Origin of the sequence: Pseudomonas sp. NS1(2017), assembly GCF_002269425.1 — a bacterium.
GTDB lineage: Bacteria > Pseudomonadota > Gammaproteobacteria > Pseudomonadales > Pseudomonadaceae > Aquipseudomonas > Aquipseudomonas reactans.
Genome location: NZ_CP022960.1, coordinates 4,879,033 through 4,895,845, shown reverse-complemented (window position 1 = coordinate 4,895,845; position 16,813 = coordinate 4,879,033). Strand labels below are relative to the sequence as shown.

Annotated in this window: 16 protein-coding genes; 6 read left to right on the top strand and 10 right to left on the bottom strand. The window is 62.1% G+C overall.

Annotated elements, in window-relative coordinates; translation table 11 throughout:
* Positions 1-78: 78 nt before the first annotated feature.
* Positions 79-981 carry a LysR family transcriptional regulator gene (locus CI807_RS22765; RefSeq protein ID WP_095016333.1) on the bottom strand — a complete coding sequence of 301 codons (903 nt, stop codon included), beginning with the start codon at positions 979-981 and terminating at the stop codon, positions 79-81.
* 101 nt (positions 982-1,082) lie between these two features.
* On the opposite strand from CI807_RS22765, the gene CI807_RS22760 reads away from it, so the two are divergent.
* Positions 1,083-1,787, top strand: a complete 705-nt coding sequence (locus CI807_RS22760) for an SDR family oxidoreductase (RefSeq protein WP_095016332.1) — start codon at positions 1,083-1,085, stop codon at positions 1,785-1,787.
* A 13-nt stretch (positions 1,788-1,800) separates the two neighbouring features.
* On the opposite strand, the gene CI807_RS22755 is transcribed toward CI807_RS22760, so the two are convergent.
* Positions 1,801-3,111 (bottom strand): MFS transporter, encoded by a 1,311-nt coding sequence (locus CI807_RS22755; RefSeq protein WP_016974773.1) that lies wholly within the window; start codon positions 3,109-3,111, stop codon positions 1,801-1,803.
* A gap of 161 nt (positions 3,112-3,272) precedes the next feature.
* Here CI807_RS22755 and CI807_RS22750 point away from each other — a divergent pair, with 161 nt between their 5' ends.
* The gene (locus CI807_RS22750) at positions 3,273-4,379 is read left to right on the top strand and encodes a sugar diacid recognition domain-containing protein (RefSeq protein ID WP_095016331.1); all 1,107 of its coding nucleotides are present in this window, start codon (positions 3,273-3,275) and stop codon (positions 4,377-4,379) included.
* A 91-nt stretch (positions 4,380-4,470) separates the two neighbouring features.
* Entirely contained in the window at positions 4,471-5,613 is a 1,143-nt protein-coding gene (locus tag CI807_RS22745; RefSeq protein ID WP_095016330.1) for a glycerate kinase, read from the top strand.
* Here CI807_RS22745 and CI807_RS22740 read toward each other — a convergent pair.
* The 4 genes from CI807_RS22740 to CI807_RS22725 form a co-directional block, all read right to left on the bottom strand.
* Positions 5,610-6,722, bottom strand: coding sequence for a class II histone deacetylase (locus CI807_RS22740; protein ID WP_095016329.1), 1,113 nt, complete (start codon positions 6,720-6,722; stop codon positions 5,610-5,612). The two genes, CI807_RS22745 and CI807_RS22740, sit on opposite strands and share 4 nt — an antisense overlap.
* Entirely contained in the window at positions 6,719-7,870 is a 1,152-nt protein-coding gene (locus CI807_RS22735; RefSeq protein ID WP_095016328.1) for an MFS transporter, read from the bottom strand. The genes CI807_RS22740 and CI807_RS22735 overlap by 4 nt, the downstream gene beginning before the upstream one ends.
* A 21-nt stretch (positions 7,871-7,891) precedes the next feature.
* Positions 7,892-8,767, bottom strand: coding sequence for a transporter (locus CI807_RS22730; RefSeq protein WP_095016327.1), 876 nt, complete (start codon positions 8,765-8,767; stop codon positions 7,892-7,894).
* Between the two features lie 99 nt (positions 8,768-8,866).
* Entirely contained in the window at positions 8,867-9,838 is a 972-nt protein-coding gene (locus CI807_RS22725) for a helix-turn-helix transcriptional regulator (protein ID WP_095016326.1), read from the bottom strand.
* Between the two features lie 213 nt (positions 9,839-10,051).
* On the opposite strand from CI807_RS22725, the gene CI807_RS22720 reads away from it, so the two are divergent.
* Entirely contained in the window at positions 10,052-10,564 is a 513-nt protein-coding gene (locus CI807_RS22720) for a GNAT family N-acetyltransferase (RefSeq protein ID WP_095016325.1), read from the top strand.
* On the opposite strand, the gene CI807_RS22715 is transcribed toward CI807_RS22720, so the two are convergent.
* The 3 genes from CI807_RS22715 to ccoN all read right to left on the bottom strand — a co-directional run bounded on the left by CI807_RS22715 (position 10,561) and on the right by ccoN (position 12,979).
* Positions 10,561-11,250, bottom strand: a complete 690-nt coding sequence (locus tag CI807_RS22715; protein ID WP_095016324.1) for an aspartate/glutamate racemase family protein — start codon at positions 11,248-11,250, stop codon at positions 10,561-10,563. The two genes, CI807_RS22720 and CI807_RS22715, sit on opposite strands and share 4 nt — an antisense overlap.
* Before the next feature lie 90 nt (positions 11,251-11,340).
* On the bottom strand, positions 11,341-11,550 hold the full coding sequence (locus CI807_RS22710; RefSeq protein WP_095016323.1) for a cbb3-type cytochrome c oxidase subunit 3: 210 nt from the start codon (positions 11,548-11,550) through the stop codon (positions 11,341-11,343).
* 1 nt (position 11,551) lies between these two features.
* Entirely contained in the window at positions 11,552-12,979 is a 1,428-nt protein-coding gene (ccoN, locus tag CI807_RS22705) for a cytochrome-c oxidase, cbb3-type subunit I (protein WP_095016322.1), read from the bottom strand.
* 166 nt (positions 12,980-13,145) lie between these two features.
* On the opposite strand from ccoN, the gene CI807_RS22700 reads away from it, so the two are divergent.
* Positions 13,146-13,640: a hypothetical protein gene (locus tag CI807_RS22700; RefSeq protein ID WP_095016321.1), complete on the top strand. Its 495-nt coding sequence runs from the start codon at positions 13,146-13,148 to the stop codon at positions 13,638-13,640.
* A 103-nt stretch (positions 13,641-13,743) separates the two neighbouring features.
* Here CI807_RS22700 and CI807_RS22690 read toward each other — a convergent pair whose 3' ends face one another.
* Positions 13,744-15,933 carry a tetratricopeptide repeat protein gene (locus tag CI807_RS22690; protein ID WP_095016320.1) on the bottom strand — a complete coding sequence of 730 codons (2,190 nt, stop codon included), beginning with the start codon at positions 15,931-15,933 and terminating at the stop codon, positions 13,744-13,746.
* 172 nt (positions 15,934-16,105) lie between these two features.
* Between CI807_RS22690 and CI807_RS22685 the strand changes: the two genes are divergently transcribed.
* Positions 16,106-16,774 carry a DUF3313 domain-containing protein gene (locus tag CI807_RS22685; RefSeq protein WP_095016319.1) on the top strand — a complete coding sequence of 223 codons (669 nt, stop codon included), beginning with the start codon at positions 16,106-16,108 and terminating at the stop codon, positions 16,772-16,774.
* The last annotated feature ends 39 nt before the right edge of the window (positions 16,775-16,813 follow it).

Sequence of the window (16,813 nt, the reverse complement as noted above, 5' to 3'; positions counted from 1 at the left end):
GATAACTCCTCAAGGCGGGAAACGTCCCCATGCAATACCAGACTCAGCCGCTCTGGGACAAGCCCTGCGCGCGTTTCTTCACCTACTCAGTAACGTCTGGCAGCGCTGCTGTAAAAAACGGTGCAGCACCTTCACCCGCTCCGACACCTGCAAGCGGTGAGGGCACATCAGGTTGAACGGCGCCGGCTCCCCTTGCCAGTCTACGAACAGGGGCACCAGGCGGCCGGCGGCGATATCGCCGATCACGTCGAGCCTGGCTTTATAGGCGATGCCGTGCCCGCCAAGCGCCCAGCGGCGGACGATTTCACCGTCATTGCTGAGGAAATCACCGGTCACTTCAACCTCCTGTAGCTGATCACCCTGGCGAAACCGCCACGTCTTGCTTACCTGGCCCTGGCGCATGTACCGCAGCGCACTGTGCGTGGACAGTTCCATCGGCTCGCGCGGTGTGCCGTGGCGCGCCAGGTAGGCGGGGCTGGCGCAAGCGACGCGATGGTGATCAGGCGCGATGGGCAGTGCCACCAGGCTGGAGTCCTGGGGCACACCGAAACGCAGGGCGATGTCCACGGTTTCGCGGAATAGATCGGCGTTACTGTCGTTCAACATCAATTGCAGGCGGATATTCGGATGTTCAGCCCTGAATTCATCCAGCCAGCCCAGCACCACATTGCGCCCGAAATCCGACGGTGCAGCCAGTTGCAGCAACCCACTCAAGCCCTGGCTCTGCTGTTTGAGCGCTTGTTCGCCTTCGCTCAACGCCGCCAGTGCCACGCGCACGCTGTCGAGGTAACGCCGGCCTTCCTCGGTCAGGCGCATGCTGCGCGTCGAGCGTGCCAGCAAGCGGATACCCAGGCGGGTTTCCAGGCGTTTGAGGGCGATGCTCGCTGCTGCTGGGGTCAGGCCCAGGCCACGGGCGGCGGCGGACAGGCTCCCGGTATCGGCGGTGCGCACGAAGACTTCAAGGTCGAGGATCGAACTCATTTGTAAAAATCCTTTAAAGATCTTGTCGTTTTACCGGGATTTTTCGCGGATTGCCAAGCTGGGAAGATAAACGCTCACTTTTTCAAACAGGACTCTTCCCCATGACTTATTCCCTCAACGGCAAAACCGTCATCGTGATCGGCGGCAGCAGCGGCATCGGTGCCGCCGTGGCCAAGGCCGCTGCTGCGCGGGGTGCGCAGGTGGTGCTGGCTGGGCGGCGACTGGTGAGCGGCGTCGATAACGGCCTGCGCAGCGAGCCCGTCGACGTCACGGATGCGGCCTCCCTGCAACGCCTGTTCGAAGCTGTCGGGCACTTTGACCACTTGGTCTACACCTCGGGGCCAAGCGTGCGCGCCAAAACCCTGATCGAAACCGACCTGGTCGAAGCCCAGCAGAACTTCAACGTGAAACTGTGGGGCTCACTGCGGGCGATCCAGTTGGCGCTGCCATTTTTGAACGAGCACGGCAGTATCAGCCTGACTTCTGGGCAACTGGGGCGTAAATCCGTGGCGGGGCAGTTCATCAAGACGGGCATCAATGCCGCGATCGAAGCGCTGGTCAAGCAATTGGCCAAGGAACTGGCGCCGCGTCGGGTCAATGCGATCAGCCCTGGCGTGATTGATACACCGGCCTATGCGGGGCTTGCAGAAGATCAGCGCTTGGCGATGTTTGCCAAGGCCGGTGGCGCGCTGCCGGTGGGGCGAGTGGGGCGGGCGGAGGAGGTTGCGGCGGGGTATGTGCTGGCCATGGAAAATGGCTTTATGACCGGCGCCGTCATTGATATCGACGGCGGCGGTCTGCTCTGACTACAGGAGCGGTTTAAGCCTTCAGGGTTCGCGTCATTCGCAGCGCCAACACACTGCCGGCAACGATCACCGCTGCCAGCAGGTACAGCGCCACATCCGTGGACCCGGTGGCATCCTTCACAAAGCCGACGATATACGGGCTGAGGAAGCCGGCCATCTGGCCCATGGAGTTGATCAACGCCAGCCCACCTGCTGCCGCGCCGGCACTGAGCATGGCGGTGGGCACTGGCCAGAACATCGGCAGGCCGGTGAGGGCGCCCATGGTGGCGATGGTCAGGCCGAGAATGGCGATGGCCGGGGTGGTGGCGAAGTTCACCGCGATCACCAGCCCGACAGCGCCCATCAACATCGGCACCACCAAGTGCCAGCGACGCTCCTTGCGCAAGTCGGCGGAGCGGCCTACCAGCAACATAAACACTGCCGCCAGCAGGTAAGGGATCGCACTCAACCAGCCGATCACCAGATTATCGCTGAAACCCAGGTTCTTGATGATCGACGGCAACCAGAAGTTGATCGCATACACGCCGCTCTGGATGCAGAAGTAGATCAGGCCGAACGCCCAGATCGCCGGGTTCTTGAACACTTCCGCCAGGGAGTCGGTGGTGGTCTTTGGCTTGTTCGCCAGGTCGGTGGCCTGATCGGCTTCCAACACCGCACGTTCGTGGGGCTTGAGCCACTTGGCGTTGGCAAAGCTGTCGCTGAGCAGAAAGTAGGCGAGGGCGCCCAGCACGACAGTCGGGATGCCTTGCAGCAGGAACATCCACTGCCAGCCCGCGAGGCCACCTTGGCCAGCGGCGAAGTGGTTGAGGATCCAGCCGGAGAACGGGCTGCCGAGCAAGCCGGAAACCGGGATCGCTGACATGAACAGTGCCATGATCCGCCCACGGCGGAAGGTCGGGAACCATTGCGAGAGATACAGCACCACGCCGGGGAAGAAGCCCGCTTCGGCGGCACCGGTAAACAGGCGCAAGGTGTAGAAATGCGTCGGCGTGGTAACGAACAGCAGGCAGGTGGACAGCGTGCCCCAGACGATCATCATCAACGCGATCCAGCGCCGTGGACCGAACTTGGTCAACGCCAGGTTGCTCGGTACGCCGCACAGCACGTAGCCGATGAAGAAGATCCCGGCGCCGAGGCCGTACACGGTTTCGCTGAATTTCAACGCATCGAGCATCTGCAACTTGGCAAAGCCAACGTTTACCCGGTCGAGGTAGTTGAACAGATAGCAGATGAAAATGAAGGGGATCAGGCGCAGGGTAATGCGCTTGTAGATGGCGTTTTTATCGTCATCGGTGGCCAGTGGGGTCGTGGCGCTCTGTGACATGGCAGTCTCTCTTTATTATGATTTTTCGCGATGCGAGGGTAACGTTGATCGCCCACTGAGTCTCGGCCACCTGGCAGGCTGCTGTCTTTGTGCTTGCGCACAGCGAACCCGGCTTTGCGCTGTGCCTATGAACAACCCCGCTTTTTAAGGAATTTAGCCCCATGTTCGAGCTGGATCATGACCTGGCGCAGGATATCGTCGATCGAACCATGGCGATCCTGCCTTACAACGTCAATGTCATGGACAGCCAGGGCCTGATCCTCGGCAGTGGTGAGCCCGAGCGTATCAACACCCGCCATGAAGGCGCGCAACTGGTGCTCGCCAACGGTCGCGTGGTGGAAATCGACGGCCAGACCGCCAAGCACCTCAAGGGCGTGCTGCCGGGCATCAACTTGCCGTTGCTGCATGACGGGCGCCTGATCGGTGTGCTCGGCATCACCGGCGAACCGGAAGGCCTGCGCACCTACGCTGAACTGGTGCGCATGACCGCCGAAATGCTGGTCAGCCATCGTCACCAGCAGGCCGAGCAACAATGGCGGCGTCAGCGCTGTGATGATCTTCTGGCCTTGCTGCTCGCTGAAAGCGGCGATTCACCGCGCCTGGTGGACGAAGCCCAGCAACTGGGGCTCAAGCCGCAGCTGCCGCGCACGCCGTACCTGTTTGAACTGGGCGCGGGGCAATCGGCGGAAGCGCTGAGTGCGTGGCTTGCCTCGCGTTATCCGGACAGCTGGTGCGTCAGCTCGGCGCAATACTCATTGCTGTGGTGCCGGCCGGCATCTGTGCAGGTCGACAACCCGCGCTTGCTGGAAAAACTTGACGGCCTCGGTTGGAACATCCTGCGCGTTGCCGTGGGTGGGCAAGCGGACGGTCTGGCGGGGCTGCGCCGTTGCTATCGGCGTGTCGGTGATCTGCTTGCCTATGGTCGTGATGTGTTGCCGCAGTCGCGCCTGCTGACCCTCAATCGCTATCGCTTGCCCGTTATGCTCTGGCGCCATCGCAATGACGACGCGCTCGATGAACTGCTCAACCCGCTGCGTAAAGTGCTGGCCAAGGACAGCAATGGTCAGTTGCAGGCGACGCTGCGCAGTTGGTGTGAACATGACGGGCAAAGCCAGGCCTGTGCGGACGCCTTGGGTATTCACCGCAACAGCCTGCGTTACCGCATGGAGCGCATTGCCGAACTCAGTGGCGTCGACCCACTGACCCTGGACGGCATGCTCGCCCTCTACCTGGGCGTACAGCTACTGCCCCAGGCTTTGTCGGAATGAACAACAAAGCGCCGCCGCACTTGTGCATCTGACCGGCGTCAGCAGCCCTGCCAACTGGCAGCATGGGCATCATAAAAACCGGAGAAAGCCCATGAAAATCATCATCGCCCCCGACTCGTTCAAGGACAGCCTGAGTGCCGAAGGCGTCGCCCAGGCCATTGCCGAAGGGTTGGCCCAGGTTTGGCCGGATGCACAGTTGATCCAGTGCCCGATGGCGGATGGCGGTGAAGGCACGGTGGATTCGGTGCTGGCAGCCTGCAATGGCGAGTTGCGTCACCACAGTGTACGCGGCCCGCTTGGCGCAGCCGTCGACGCACATTGGGGCTGGTTGGCCGACAGCCACACCGCAATCATCGAAATGGCTGAAGCCAGCGGTTTGCAGTTAGTCCCGCCGGGCCAGCGCGACGCTTGCAAGACCACCACCTATGGCACCGGCGAACTGATCCGCGCCGCTCTGGATGCTGGCGCCCAGCGCATCATCCTGGCGATTGGCGGCAGTGCCACCAACGATGGCGGCGCAGGCGCGATGCAGGCGCTCGGCGCGCAACTGTTCGACGCCGAACATCAAGCGCTACCAACTGGCGGCCTGGCCCTGGCCCGCCTGGCGCAGATCAGCCTTGAACACCTGGACCCACGCCTGGCCCAGGTCCGCTTTGAAATCGCCGCCGACGTCAACAACCCGCTGTGCGGCCCCCACGGTGCGTCGGCGATATTCGGCCCGCAAAAAGGCGCAAATCCCGAGCAAGTCCAACTGCTGGACGCCGCCCTCGGACACTTCGCCGACCACTGCGCGAAGGTGCTGCCTAAAGATGTACGCGACGAACCGGGCAGCGGCGCTGCGGGTGGGCTGGGCTTTGCCGCCAAGGCCTTCCTGGGCGCGCAATTTCGCGCCGGTGTCGAGGTAGTGGCCGAACTGGTGGGCTTGGACGCAGCCGTGCGCGGCGCCGACCTGGTGATCACCGGTGAAGGCCGCTTCGATGCCCAGACCCTGCGCGGTAAAACCCCGTTCGGCGTGGCGCGCATCGCCCAGCAACACAACGTGCCAGTCATTGTGATTGCCGGCACGCTGGGCGAGGGCTATGAGCAGATGTACGCCCACGGCGTGGACGCAGCGTTTGCCTTGCCTTCCGGGCCGATGAGCCTGGAACAGGCGTGCAGCGAGGCGCCGCGCCTGCTTCGTGAGCGGGCCTCGGACATTGCGCGTGTGTGGCGACTGGCATCGTCCAAAGGCTAGTCAAGCATCTCGCTTGCCAGATGGTCGATCCACTGCTTCTGAAACGCCAGCAGCGCGGCCTTGGGCTGCTGCAGCTCGACCAGTGCGAGCATCGGATCGTCCACCGCCGTGCGCACGCCCGACAACTCTTCCAGCGTCGCCAAGCCGCAAAACGGTACATAGGCTTCGCTGTAGCCGCCTTCGTGCACCAGCACCAGCCGCCCCTGGCACAGGCGTTCGGCCGCCAGGCGCACGCAGCGAGTCATCAGGCGGAAGGATTCGCTGTGCAGCAACATGCGCGCCAGCGGGTCGACGGCGTTGGCGTCAAAGCCACAGGCGACAATGATCAGTTCCGGCTGGAAACGCTCCAATGCCGGGACCACGATCCGGGTCATCGCGTGAAGGTAGGCGTCGTGGCCGCTGCCGGGTGGCAAGGGGATATTGATATTCGCCCCCAGCCCGGCGCCACTGCCACGGTCCTGCTCGCCGCTGTAACCGGGCGGATAGCAACCGTCCTGATGCAGTGAGATCGTCAGCACATCCGCACGCGCCTCGAAGATCGATTGGGTGCCGTTGCCATGGTGCACATCCCAGTCGATTACCGCGACCTTGCCCAGGCCGTTGCGCGCCTTGGCCGCTTCGATGGCAATGGCAATGTTGGCCAGGAAGCAGAAACCCATGGCGCTGTCCGCCAGGCAGTGATGGCCTGGTGGGCGTGACAATGAGTAGGCGTTATCCGCCAGCCCCTTGAGCACGGCGTCGACGGCGGCCATCGTCAGGCCGGCCGAAAGCCGGGCGATTTCGTAGCTGCCCGGGCCTATCGGCGCCTGCGGCCCGAGGTCGCCACCGCCGGCATCGCTTAACGCCTTGAAACGCTGCAGGTACGCATGGCCGTGGACGCGCAGCAAGTCGGCTTCGCTCGCTGGCGCAGCGCTGTGCATGTGCAGGTGATGCCCCAACCCGGACACATCCAGCAGGCTTTTCATGCGCCGCTTGGTTTCGGGGGATTCGGCATGCCCGCTGCCGGCCGGTGGCTGTACCCAACCGCCCACGGGCAAGGTCAATGCATGGGCGCTGGCGCTGTGCCAAAGGCTCATTTCATCAAAGAAAAACGCGGTGGTTCGGTTCATACAGGCTCCATTTCAACGACAGGTCCAGGACGGCTGGCAAGAATCAATACCAGCGACAGCAGGGTGATCACGGCGCCACCGACCAACAGTACGGCGAAGCCGCCGCTGGCCTCGATCAACCGGCCGGCTATCGCCGGACCGATGGCCAGGCCACCGCCAATCACCAGGTTCGACGCGTTCATCAACTTGCCGCTGTGATCAAGGTCGGCCAGGCAAGCGAGGATCAGCGGCAAGATAAAAGTCCAGGCGAATTTGAACAGCAGCGCTGCCAGGGCAAAGCGCACCAGTGTGGGCTGGCCCAGCAGGAGCAGCACCGCCGCCGCCATTAACGCGTAGCCCGCCAGCAGCAATGACAGGCGCGGCAGGCGGGCGCCGATCAGTGACGCGCAGGCTGCGCCGGCGATGCCCATGACGGTCGCAATCGCTAGTATCTCGCCACTGTGTTGCGCGGAAATCCCGGCGCTGGCGCCGAGGGCACCGATAAACGTCCAGACCCCACCAAGGCTGATGTAAAAAGCCAGCACCGCAGCGACACCGAGCACGGCTTTCACCCGTGTGCCAGTCACTGCCGTCCTGATGGCCTGTGGCGCGGCGTGCGCGCAAGGAAAACCGCGTACCAGCGGCAGCAGCAGCGCCATCATTCCCGCCAGGATCAGGTAGCCGCTCTGCAGTCCATAACGTTCGAATAAACCTGGTAATACCGCGAGGCCCACGGCACCGACGATTAGCTGCCCCATCACCCACAACCCGTAGACACGGCTGGGGTTGGCGGTGGTAGCCGCGCTGGCCAGGCAGATGATCATCAACGAACCGCCCGCCAACGCACTGAACAAGCGCAGGATCAGCAACTGGGCGTAGGTGTCGGCCAGCGTCGACAGCAGGTTGGCGGCAATGAACAGCACGGCCGCGGCCAAGGCTGCCACTCGCCAGTTCACGCAGCGCAGCCACCAGAAGGCCGGCAGGGTCGCCAGGCTCATTGCGCCCAGTTCAATGGAAAACAAGTCGCCGATCTGCGCCGGGCTCAGTTGCCATTGGACGGCCAGTTGCGCGGCCACGGCAGGGGCGGTCATCAGGATGGTCGGCGTGATCGCGGCAAACAGCACGATAGCCGTCAGCCGCTGCCAGGGTGTAGGGGAGGAGTCGTGCATAGTCAAGCTCCAAGGCAGAGGTCAGAACACATGGACCAGGCGCAACAACGCGTCGGTTCCTGCGTAACCGTTGGTGGTGGCGACGTTTTGCGAGAGGCTGAACATCACTTGGTTTTGCTTATCGAGCCAATGCCCGACCTCGAACCCGACCTGGGTGTAGCGCTTGCGGGTGTCGTCGATCGACCGATTGTTGATGCGCAATGCGCCGCCCGTGGCCTGGATCAGGCGCAGTGCGCCATAGGTGGCGGGCGTGAAGTCGTAGGAGGCAAAGGCTTGCAGGCGATACAACGGGTCTTGCTTGAGCTCGCTGCCAAAATAATCGTCATTCTTGCCGTACAGCTGGGCTTCGAGGTTGGCTTCCAGCACCCAGTTCTCACCGATGCCCTGGGTGTAGTTGTAGACAAAGGTCGCGCCCCAGCGATTGGCACCGGGGGATACATCGGGGTTTGTGCTGTGGTATTCGCCCACCGGCAGGGTGATCAGGCTTAACAGGCCGCTGTAAGTGCGCGACGTCGGATCGTTGATGAAGAACAGCGTGCCACCCACTTGAGGATCGCCAAACCCGCTTTCGCCGGTGCGCCGGCTCGCCCCTGGCAGGCGCGCATCAATGTCGGCAAAAGGCAGGATCAATTGTGGGGTGCACAGCGTGCCGCACGCGTCGGTGAAATACACCTGGCGGTAGGCCATGGCATTGACCTTGAGCTCGGCCTTGCCCGTGCTGTCGGCCGGGCCACGGAAGTCTTGGGCGCGCGTGGCCGGCAGGTACAACACGCCGAGGCTGGTGCCGGACGGTGCGCCGAAAAAATCGCGGGCGTTAAGGTCGGCGGCCTGGCTGTCGAGGCACAGCAGCGTGCCCCCCAGCAGCAGCGGTAGATGACGCAGATGGGTGTAGGTCATGGCAAGGCGTCTCTTGTTATGGTGCAGCTGAAAACGGGCAAAAGCTGCCCGTGACCGTCAAGACGACGGTGTTAGAGCCACTGGGAAAAGCGCGGTGGGTCAGTCGGGCGGGGCGTGCATCAAGTGCGCGATATGCGCTTTGTCCTTGACCCCGAGCTTGCTGTAGATGGCGCGCAGGTGATGGCGCACCGTATTGGGCGACAAGCCCAGGTCACGGGCGACTTCCTTGTAGGTCTTGCCCTCGCCAAAGCCTTGGGCGACGTCGTTTTCCCGCGGGCTGAGCTGGTGCAGCACACGCTGGCCCCGTGCCGCGAGCAACCATTGATCACCCACCCCCCAGACCTGGAGATGGATGTGCTTGCCTTCATAGCCACGCTCGTCCACGGGCACGGGTAACGTCGGGCCACTCCAGCCCGGCCATTCACTGAGCAACAAATCGACAAAGCCGCGCTCGGTACATTGCAACACTCCCCGTGCATCGCAGACCGCCAGCGCCAGGTTTCGCGGGTGGGTCAGGGTTTCACGCATGGCCACCAGCGTGCGGATCTGGTTCGCCGACACGGGCGCCACCAGATGCAGCATCAGGTTGTCGAGCAGCAGGCAGTCTTGCGCGGTAAACCCCGGGGCCCCGGGCTTGCGGTACAGGGTCAAGTGATCACTGAGGCAGGTGTGTGGGGCTATATGGATTACGCACAACAACTGACCGATTCCATGACGCTCTGCCAGCCAATTCAAACCCGCACCGTTGCCGGGGTCGCGCATGTCAACGATCACAGCCTGCCCGGGCGTTGCATGGGTACGGCCGAAGGTCACATCCAGATGGCGAATCGACTGCCAGTCGGTCAGATAACCAGGCGGCAGTTGATACAGGCAACTGCTGTGTTCTTCCGGCAGGTTATCGATCACCGCAGAGCGCCCCCACCAGGCGCAGTCGAAAGGCAATAACTGGCTGATACGCGCCAGGGCTTGCGGTTGGAAACGTTCGATCTCCTGGTGCTGGGCCAGTCGCTGCAGATCCAGGATCAACGTGCTGAAGGCCTGCAACAGACTTGTGGGTTCAAGACGGCGCATGAGCGTTCCTCTGTGGGACTTTCTTATTGTTGTGGTCACAGGGTTAGAGGCCGGTCGCAGGGCCCGGCCCAAGTATCGGTGCAGTAGAGGCTGGCCGCTATCGTTCAGATGCAGGATGCAGCCGATTGATAGGTGGGACGTTTCCGGGGTCGTCAGCGCGATGCTATTCCTCCTACACTGGCCGGCCACTTGTCTTTCAAAGGATGAAACACGATGCACACACCTGAACCCCATATCGTGATCCAGCGCTTCACCGAGGCCCACCTTGAAGGCGTCGCCGCGCTCTATAACGAACCGGCCGTGTGCCGTCAGGTGCTACAAATGCCTTTCCAGTCGGTCGAGGCGTGGCGTAACAAGCTGGTGCAGGACAACGAGCGACGGTTGCAGCTAGTGGCTGTGCACGGCGGTGAAGTGATCGGCCAGCTCGGACTGGAACAGTACCTGCGGGTACGCCAGGCACATGTCGGTTCATTCGGCATGGGCGTGGCGACCGCGTGGCAAGGCAAAGGGGTGGGCTCGCGTTTGTTGACGGCGGCGCTGGACGTGGCCGATAACTGGATGAACCTGCGCCGTGTGGAACTCACGGTGTACGCCGACAACGAAGCGGCACAGAGGCTGTACCGCAAGTTCGGCTTTGAGGTCGAAGGCGTGTTGCGCGATTACGCCCTGCGTGACGGCCAGTTGGTCGACACCGTCAGCATGGCGCGCCTGCGCCAGTCGGCTTAGCCCAGGGCAAACGCCACCGCAGCCTGCGCATGCAGCTCGGTAGTGTCCAGCAACGGCAGGTCGCTGTGCTCGGGCTTGATCAACAGGCTGATTTCCGTGCAACCGAGGATGATCGCCTGGGCGCCGCGTGCGGCCAGGGACTCGATCACGCCTTGGTAGACCTTGCGTGACGCATCGCTGATCACGCCGACACACAATTCCTCGTAGATGATCCGGTGCACGGACTGGCGCTCGTCCGCCTCGGGCACCAGCACGGTCAAGCCCTGGGCCGCCAGGCGCGACTTGAGGAAATCCTGCTCCATGGTAAACGCAGTACCGAGCAGGCCGACGGTCAGCGTGCCGGCTTCCACGGCCGCCGCACCCGCGGCATCAGCGATGTGCAGGAACGGAATCGACACCGCCGCTTCAATGCGCGGCGCCACCAAGTGCATGGTATTGGTACACAGCACCACACACTCGGCGCCACCGGCTTGCAGACGGCGCGCGGCATCTTCGAGGATCAGCGCGGTGTCATCCCAACGGCCGGCGTGCTGGGCCTGTTCCACCGGGCCGAAATCCACGCTGTACATCAACAGTTGCGCCGAGCGCAGCGGGCCGAGCTGGTCGCGCACGCGCTGGTTGATGATGCGGTAATACTCGGCGCTGGACTCCCAGCTCATGCCGCCGATAAGGCCGATGGTGCGCATGCGATGCTCCTGACAAGGAAAGTCGCTTCACCTTACCCATCGGCCAGGGATTAGTCATACGCAGTTGGCCGCGAAATGACCGGTGCAGTTTCACATGTCCAGGTTGACCCAACCCGGCTTGGCTTCCTCCGGCGCCACCGCGTTGATCCGCTTGCCAGTCGCTTGCTCCACGCGCCGCGCCACCTCCGGGTCATCGGCAAAGGGCATCAGGCTTGCGTCGTCCAGGCTTTGGTTCGACTGCCCGCGCAGGCAATACTCCACCGCGCCGTACAGGCACACCACCATCAGCAGGCCCCACATTTCAGGCGATCCGCGCATCGAGCTGCGCCATTTTCAAGTCCGCGACGCGCACAGTACGCCAGGTGTTGTAGGCCATCAGCACCATCCCCGTAAGAAAGAACACCCCCCCGGCAAACCGCACCACAAACCCCGGGTGACTGGCCTGCAAGGCTTCGACAAACGAATAGGTGAGGGTGCCGTCATCGTTGACCGCCCGCCACATCAGGCCTTGGGTAATGCCGTTGACCCACATCGACGCGATGTACAGCACAGTGCCGATAGTCGCGAGCCAGAAGTGCAGGTTGATCAGCGGCACGCTGTGCATCTGCTCGCGCCCGAACACTTTGGGGATCATGTGGTACAGCGAGCCAAACGTGATCATCGCCACCCAACCCAGGGCGCCGGCGTGTACGTGGCCGATGGTCCAGTCGGTGTAATGGGAGAGGGCGTTGACGGTCTTGATCGCCATCATCGGCCCCTCGAACGTCGACATCCCGTAGAACGCCAGGGACAGCACCAGGAACCGCAGGATCGGGTCCGTGCGCAACTTATGCCAGGCGCCGGACAAGGTCATCATGCCGTTGATCATCCCGCCCCAGCTCGGTGCCAGCAGAATCAGCGACATGGCCATGCCCAATGACTGCGCCCAATCCGGCAGGGCGGTGTAGTGCAGGTGATGTGGGCCGGCCCAGATATACAGGGTGATCAACGCCCAGAAGTGCACGATGGACAGGCGGTAGGAGTACACCGGGCGTCCGACTTGTTTCGGCACGAAGTAGTACATCATCCCCAAAAAGCCGGTAGTCAGGAAAAAACCTACCGCGTTGTGCCCGTACCACCACTGCACCATGGCATCGGTGGCCCCGGAATACACCGGGTACGACTTGAACCAATCCACCGGAATCGCCAGGTGATTGACCACATGCAACATGGCGATCACCAGGATAAAGGCGCCGAAAAACCAGTTACCCACGTAAATGTGTTGGGTTTTGCGCCGTACCACGGTGGTGAAAAACACAATGGCATAGGCCACCCACACCACGGCCATCCACACCGCGCCGGAGAACTCGATCTCGGCGTATTCCTTGGTGGTGGTGTAGCCCAGCGGCAAGCTGATCAGCATGATCACGATCACCGACTGCCAGCCCCAGAAGGTGAACGCCGCGAGGCCATCGGAAAACAGCCGCACCTGGCAGGTGCGCTGCACCGCGTAATAGCTGGCGGCAAACTGCGCGCTGCCGGCAAAACCGAAGATCACCAGGCTGGTGTGCAAGGGCCGCAAGCGGCCAAAGGTGGTCCATGGCAAGTCCAGGTTCATTTCCGGCCACACCAGTTGCGAGGCGATCCACACGCCCATGGCCATGCCCACCACACCCCAGACGATGGTGGCGATTACGAATTGGCGGACGACTTTATAGTTATAGGCCTGCCCGATTGTTGCTGTGCTCATGCTCAGTCCTCCCACGGTTCCAAGTGGCGGCACTGTAGGAAGCGTGGGCAAAACAAAACAGGCTCAGAAAAACCTCATTGTTGCGGATCAGTTTTAAGCCGTACGTTGAGCGACTGCATCTGCCATGATCAGGCTTCGCAACCTGGCTCACCCAAGGAGATCCGCAATGGACGATGTACAACAACTGGGCGAGATGCTTCGTCATTACGCCGACAGCGAAGCGCATAAAAAACAGCAATTCGATCTGCAATCAGCCCGTTGGGCGCAAAAGCTCGATGAGTTGTTCGGCCAGATCGAGCAGTGGCTTGAGCCGGTAAAGACGATCGGGTTGCTGGAGGTGCATCGTGAAGCCTATGTCGCCAGCGGCCCCAGCGTGCCGGTGGAGACATCGACGTTCAAGACCGAGAAACTGACGGTGCAGATCACCGGCAAACCGGTGGAGTTCGTGCCGGACGTGATGGGTGTGGGCGGATTGATCTCCGTGTCGGTCATGGGCTTGACTGCTGCGCGGCACGGCAGCGTTTCGCTGGTGCTGCCTGCGGATAAAAACGATTGGCTGTGGAAGAAGACCAATGGCCTGAAAGACCCGGACACCTTTGGTTTCGACGCGAATTTCCTGGCGTCGCAGTTGCAGAGCCTGATTCCACGCGAGCGCATTTGAAACACACCTGTAGGAGCCGGCTTGCCGGCGAAAAATGCAAGGACGCCGCCGTTATCCTGATTTCTCGCGTTATCGTTGACGGCCATCGCCGGCAAGCCGGCTCCTACAGGGCTGGGTCGCTTGGGTTGAGCGCTTTCCAATCCTGCATCACCTTCTGCGCCTTGGGCTCGTGTCCGTTTTCCAGGTAATACTGGATCAACGACAACCGCGCATTGCGGTTATACGGTTGGCGCTTGAGCAGGTCTTCCAATTGCTGGCAGGCTTCGTCGACATGGCCACTGTCATGCAACGCCACCGCCAATACAAAAGCGAACTGACCGTTGGCAGGCTCCAGGCGGGCGGCGTTGCGCAGATGGGGCATGGCTTTTGCCGTGTCGCCCGCGCGGATCAGCATCAAGCCTTGGGTGTGCTGTAACAGCGCGGCGTCTGGGTGCCTGGCCAACTCATCAGCAATCAGGCTGCGTGCTTCTGGCGTGCGGCCGTTAGCTTCCAACCACTGCGCCAGGGTGACCAGCGCCGGGAAGAAGTCCGGATCGCGCAGCAGGGCCGTGCGCAATTGCGCTTCCACTTTGTCGCCACGGCCGCTGGCCTGGTAGAGCATCGCCAGGTTGAGGTTGGCTTCGGCGCGTTCCAGCAGGCTTGATTGGACCTGTTCGTATTCAGCGATGGCGCTGTCCCAGGCGGGCCCTTGGCCGGGCACGCTCAACAGGTCCCGCGCGGCAATGATCCGCACGGCGCGCACGGGATCACGGAGCAAGGGCGTGTAGAGGGTGACGCGTTCCGCTGGCGGCAGCAGGGCGCTGACGGCACGCACTGCACTTTCGCGCACTTGCGGGGCAGGGTGAGTGAGATCCTTGGTCGCCAGTTTCAACGCCTGTTCACTCGGATAGTTGGGCAGTTCCACCAGCAACGTCGCGCGTTGGATCGCCGGCAGATTGCTGCGAGCCAACTGCTCATACAGCGCCTGGGCCGCACCGGCTTGGCCACCGCGAATCAACACCATGCTCTCGGCGTAAGTCGGCGCTTTCAGCACGTCCCGTGCCCCGGCCGGAATGCTGAAGCTGTGGTCATGGCGCAAGTCATTACCCATGTAGACCTTGCCCGGCATGTGGCAGTCGACGCAGAACGAACCCGGCTTACCGGTGTGTTCAGGAGAATCATAGTTTTTGGCCTGTAGCCCACGGCCATCCACCGTGGTAATCGGGGTTTTGCCTGCGGTGTTGTGGCATTGCAGGCACACCGCATTGCCCGGCGCCTTGAGCTCATTGCTGTGGGGGTTGTGGCAGTTGCTGCAACGCACGCCTTTTTCGGCCATTTTGCTTTGGGCGAAGGAGCCGTGTTCAAACACCTCATCCTTGATCTTGCCGTCCAGGGCATACAGCTCGCGGGTCAGCACGCTGGGCAGGTAGTCGTCCATCAGGCGTTTGCCTACGGTAAAGCCATCGCCCAGGGGCGCGCGCCGTGCGTGGCAGCGCGCGCAGGTTTCCAGTTCGACGGTGGCGTCCTTGTCTTTGAGGTCCACGGCAAAGCCTGCGTGCAGCAGGTCGCCTTTTTTCGCCGCCCATTGCAGGTGGTTGGAGGCCGGGCCATGGCACGCCTGGCAACCGACACCGAGGCTGTTCCATTGGCTGTCGAAAGTGTTGTTCTGCGCATCGAAGTTGCGCTTGTAGCCGGTGGTGTGGCATTCCACGCACATGAAGTTGGCGTTCTGGCTGGGTTTGCTCCAGTGCAGCGGGTTCTTGAAGTTCACGCCCTGGCCGGGATACAGGTGAAACCAGCGGTTCTGTTGGGTATCCCAAGCCACGCCGAGGGCTTGCAGGCGACCGCCGCCGACGTCGATCAGGTACTGCTGTAACGGCGCGATGCCAAAGGTGTAGGCCACCTTGAAATCGGCCACTTGGCCGTCGCTGCCGGGCGTATTGACCCAAAATTCATCGCCCCGGCGAAAGAACCGCGTGGTTTCGCCTTCACCGGTAAAGCTCGCGTCGTTGAAGTCCGCCGGTACGGTCTGCGGTGTGGCCAGCTGCATCGCCAGTTGATGGTGTGAGCCCTGCCAATCCTTGACCTGGGCTTGATGGCAGCCCTGGCACTGCTGCTCATCGACCATAGTTGCCGGGGGCATGATGACCGGCTTGGCGACCACCACCGGCGCCGGCAACCGAGGCGTACTGGCCTGCAGGAAGAACCAGATCCCGGCCATGGCCAACAACAGCAACACAATCAAAACGGGGTACAGGTAGCGACGGGGTGAATCACGGTGGGGCGCGGCGTGTTCTTTTTTGGGCTTGGGCATTCCGACTTCCGTTGTCTTGATGCGTGGACGCTCTATTGGCGCGCTTAAGCTCTGTGCAGCTTTGACGCTGAGGGGAGGTCTGTCAAACAGGTCGCACAAATGAGGTTAATTCCCCAGGATTGGCTATACCTACAGCTCACTGTTTCGATGATGATCGCCAGGGAGTTCAATGATGAAACTAAGGCTAATGATCAGCACGCTGTGTGTGGCGTCGGTCGCCATGGCAGGTTGTGCCAGCAAGGTCACTTCACCGGATGAGTATTCCGGCTTTCTCTCGGACTACAGCCAGCTCAAGCAAGCCCAGTCGCCTTCGGGAGCCGAGGTGATGCGCTGGGTCGATCCCAAGCTGGATCTCAGCCGCTATCACGCGGTGTTCGTCGAACCGACCCAGTTCTACCCCAAGCCCCAGGCCACGGCGAAAATCCCGGAAAGCACCCTGAACGGCATCAACACCTATTACAACCAGGCGCTCAAGCGTGAGTTGGAGAAATCCCTGCCGCTGGCCAATGCGCCCGGGCCGGGTGTCATCGTCGTGCGGGCGGCGATCACCGCCGTGAGCAGCAAGACCGAAGGCCTCGCCCCGTATGAATACATCCCCGTAGCGCTGGTCGTCGCGACGGTCAGCACCGCGTCCGGCCATCGTGACCAGGAAACCACCTTGGGCACCGAGGCGCAGTTCCTCGACGGCGCCAACGGCAAGGTGATCGCTCAGGTGGTGCGCAAAGGCACTGGCAAGCCGCTGGCCAATGAGTCCCAGGTGATGAAGGCCGACGATGTGAAAGGCGTGATCGACGGTTGGGCGTCGGACCTGCATCAGTCATACGTCAAGCTCAAACACTAGAAAGTCCTTAAGGGGTGAGGGCCTACGCGCCCTCACCAC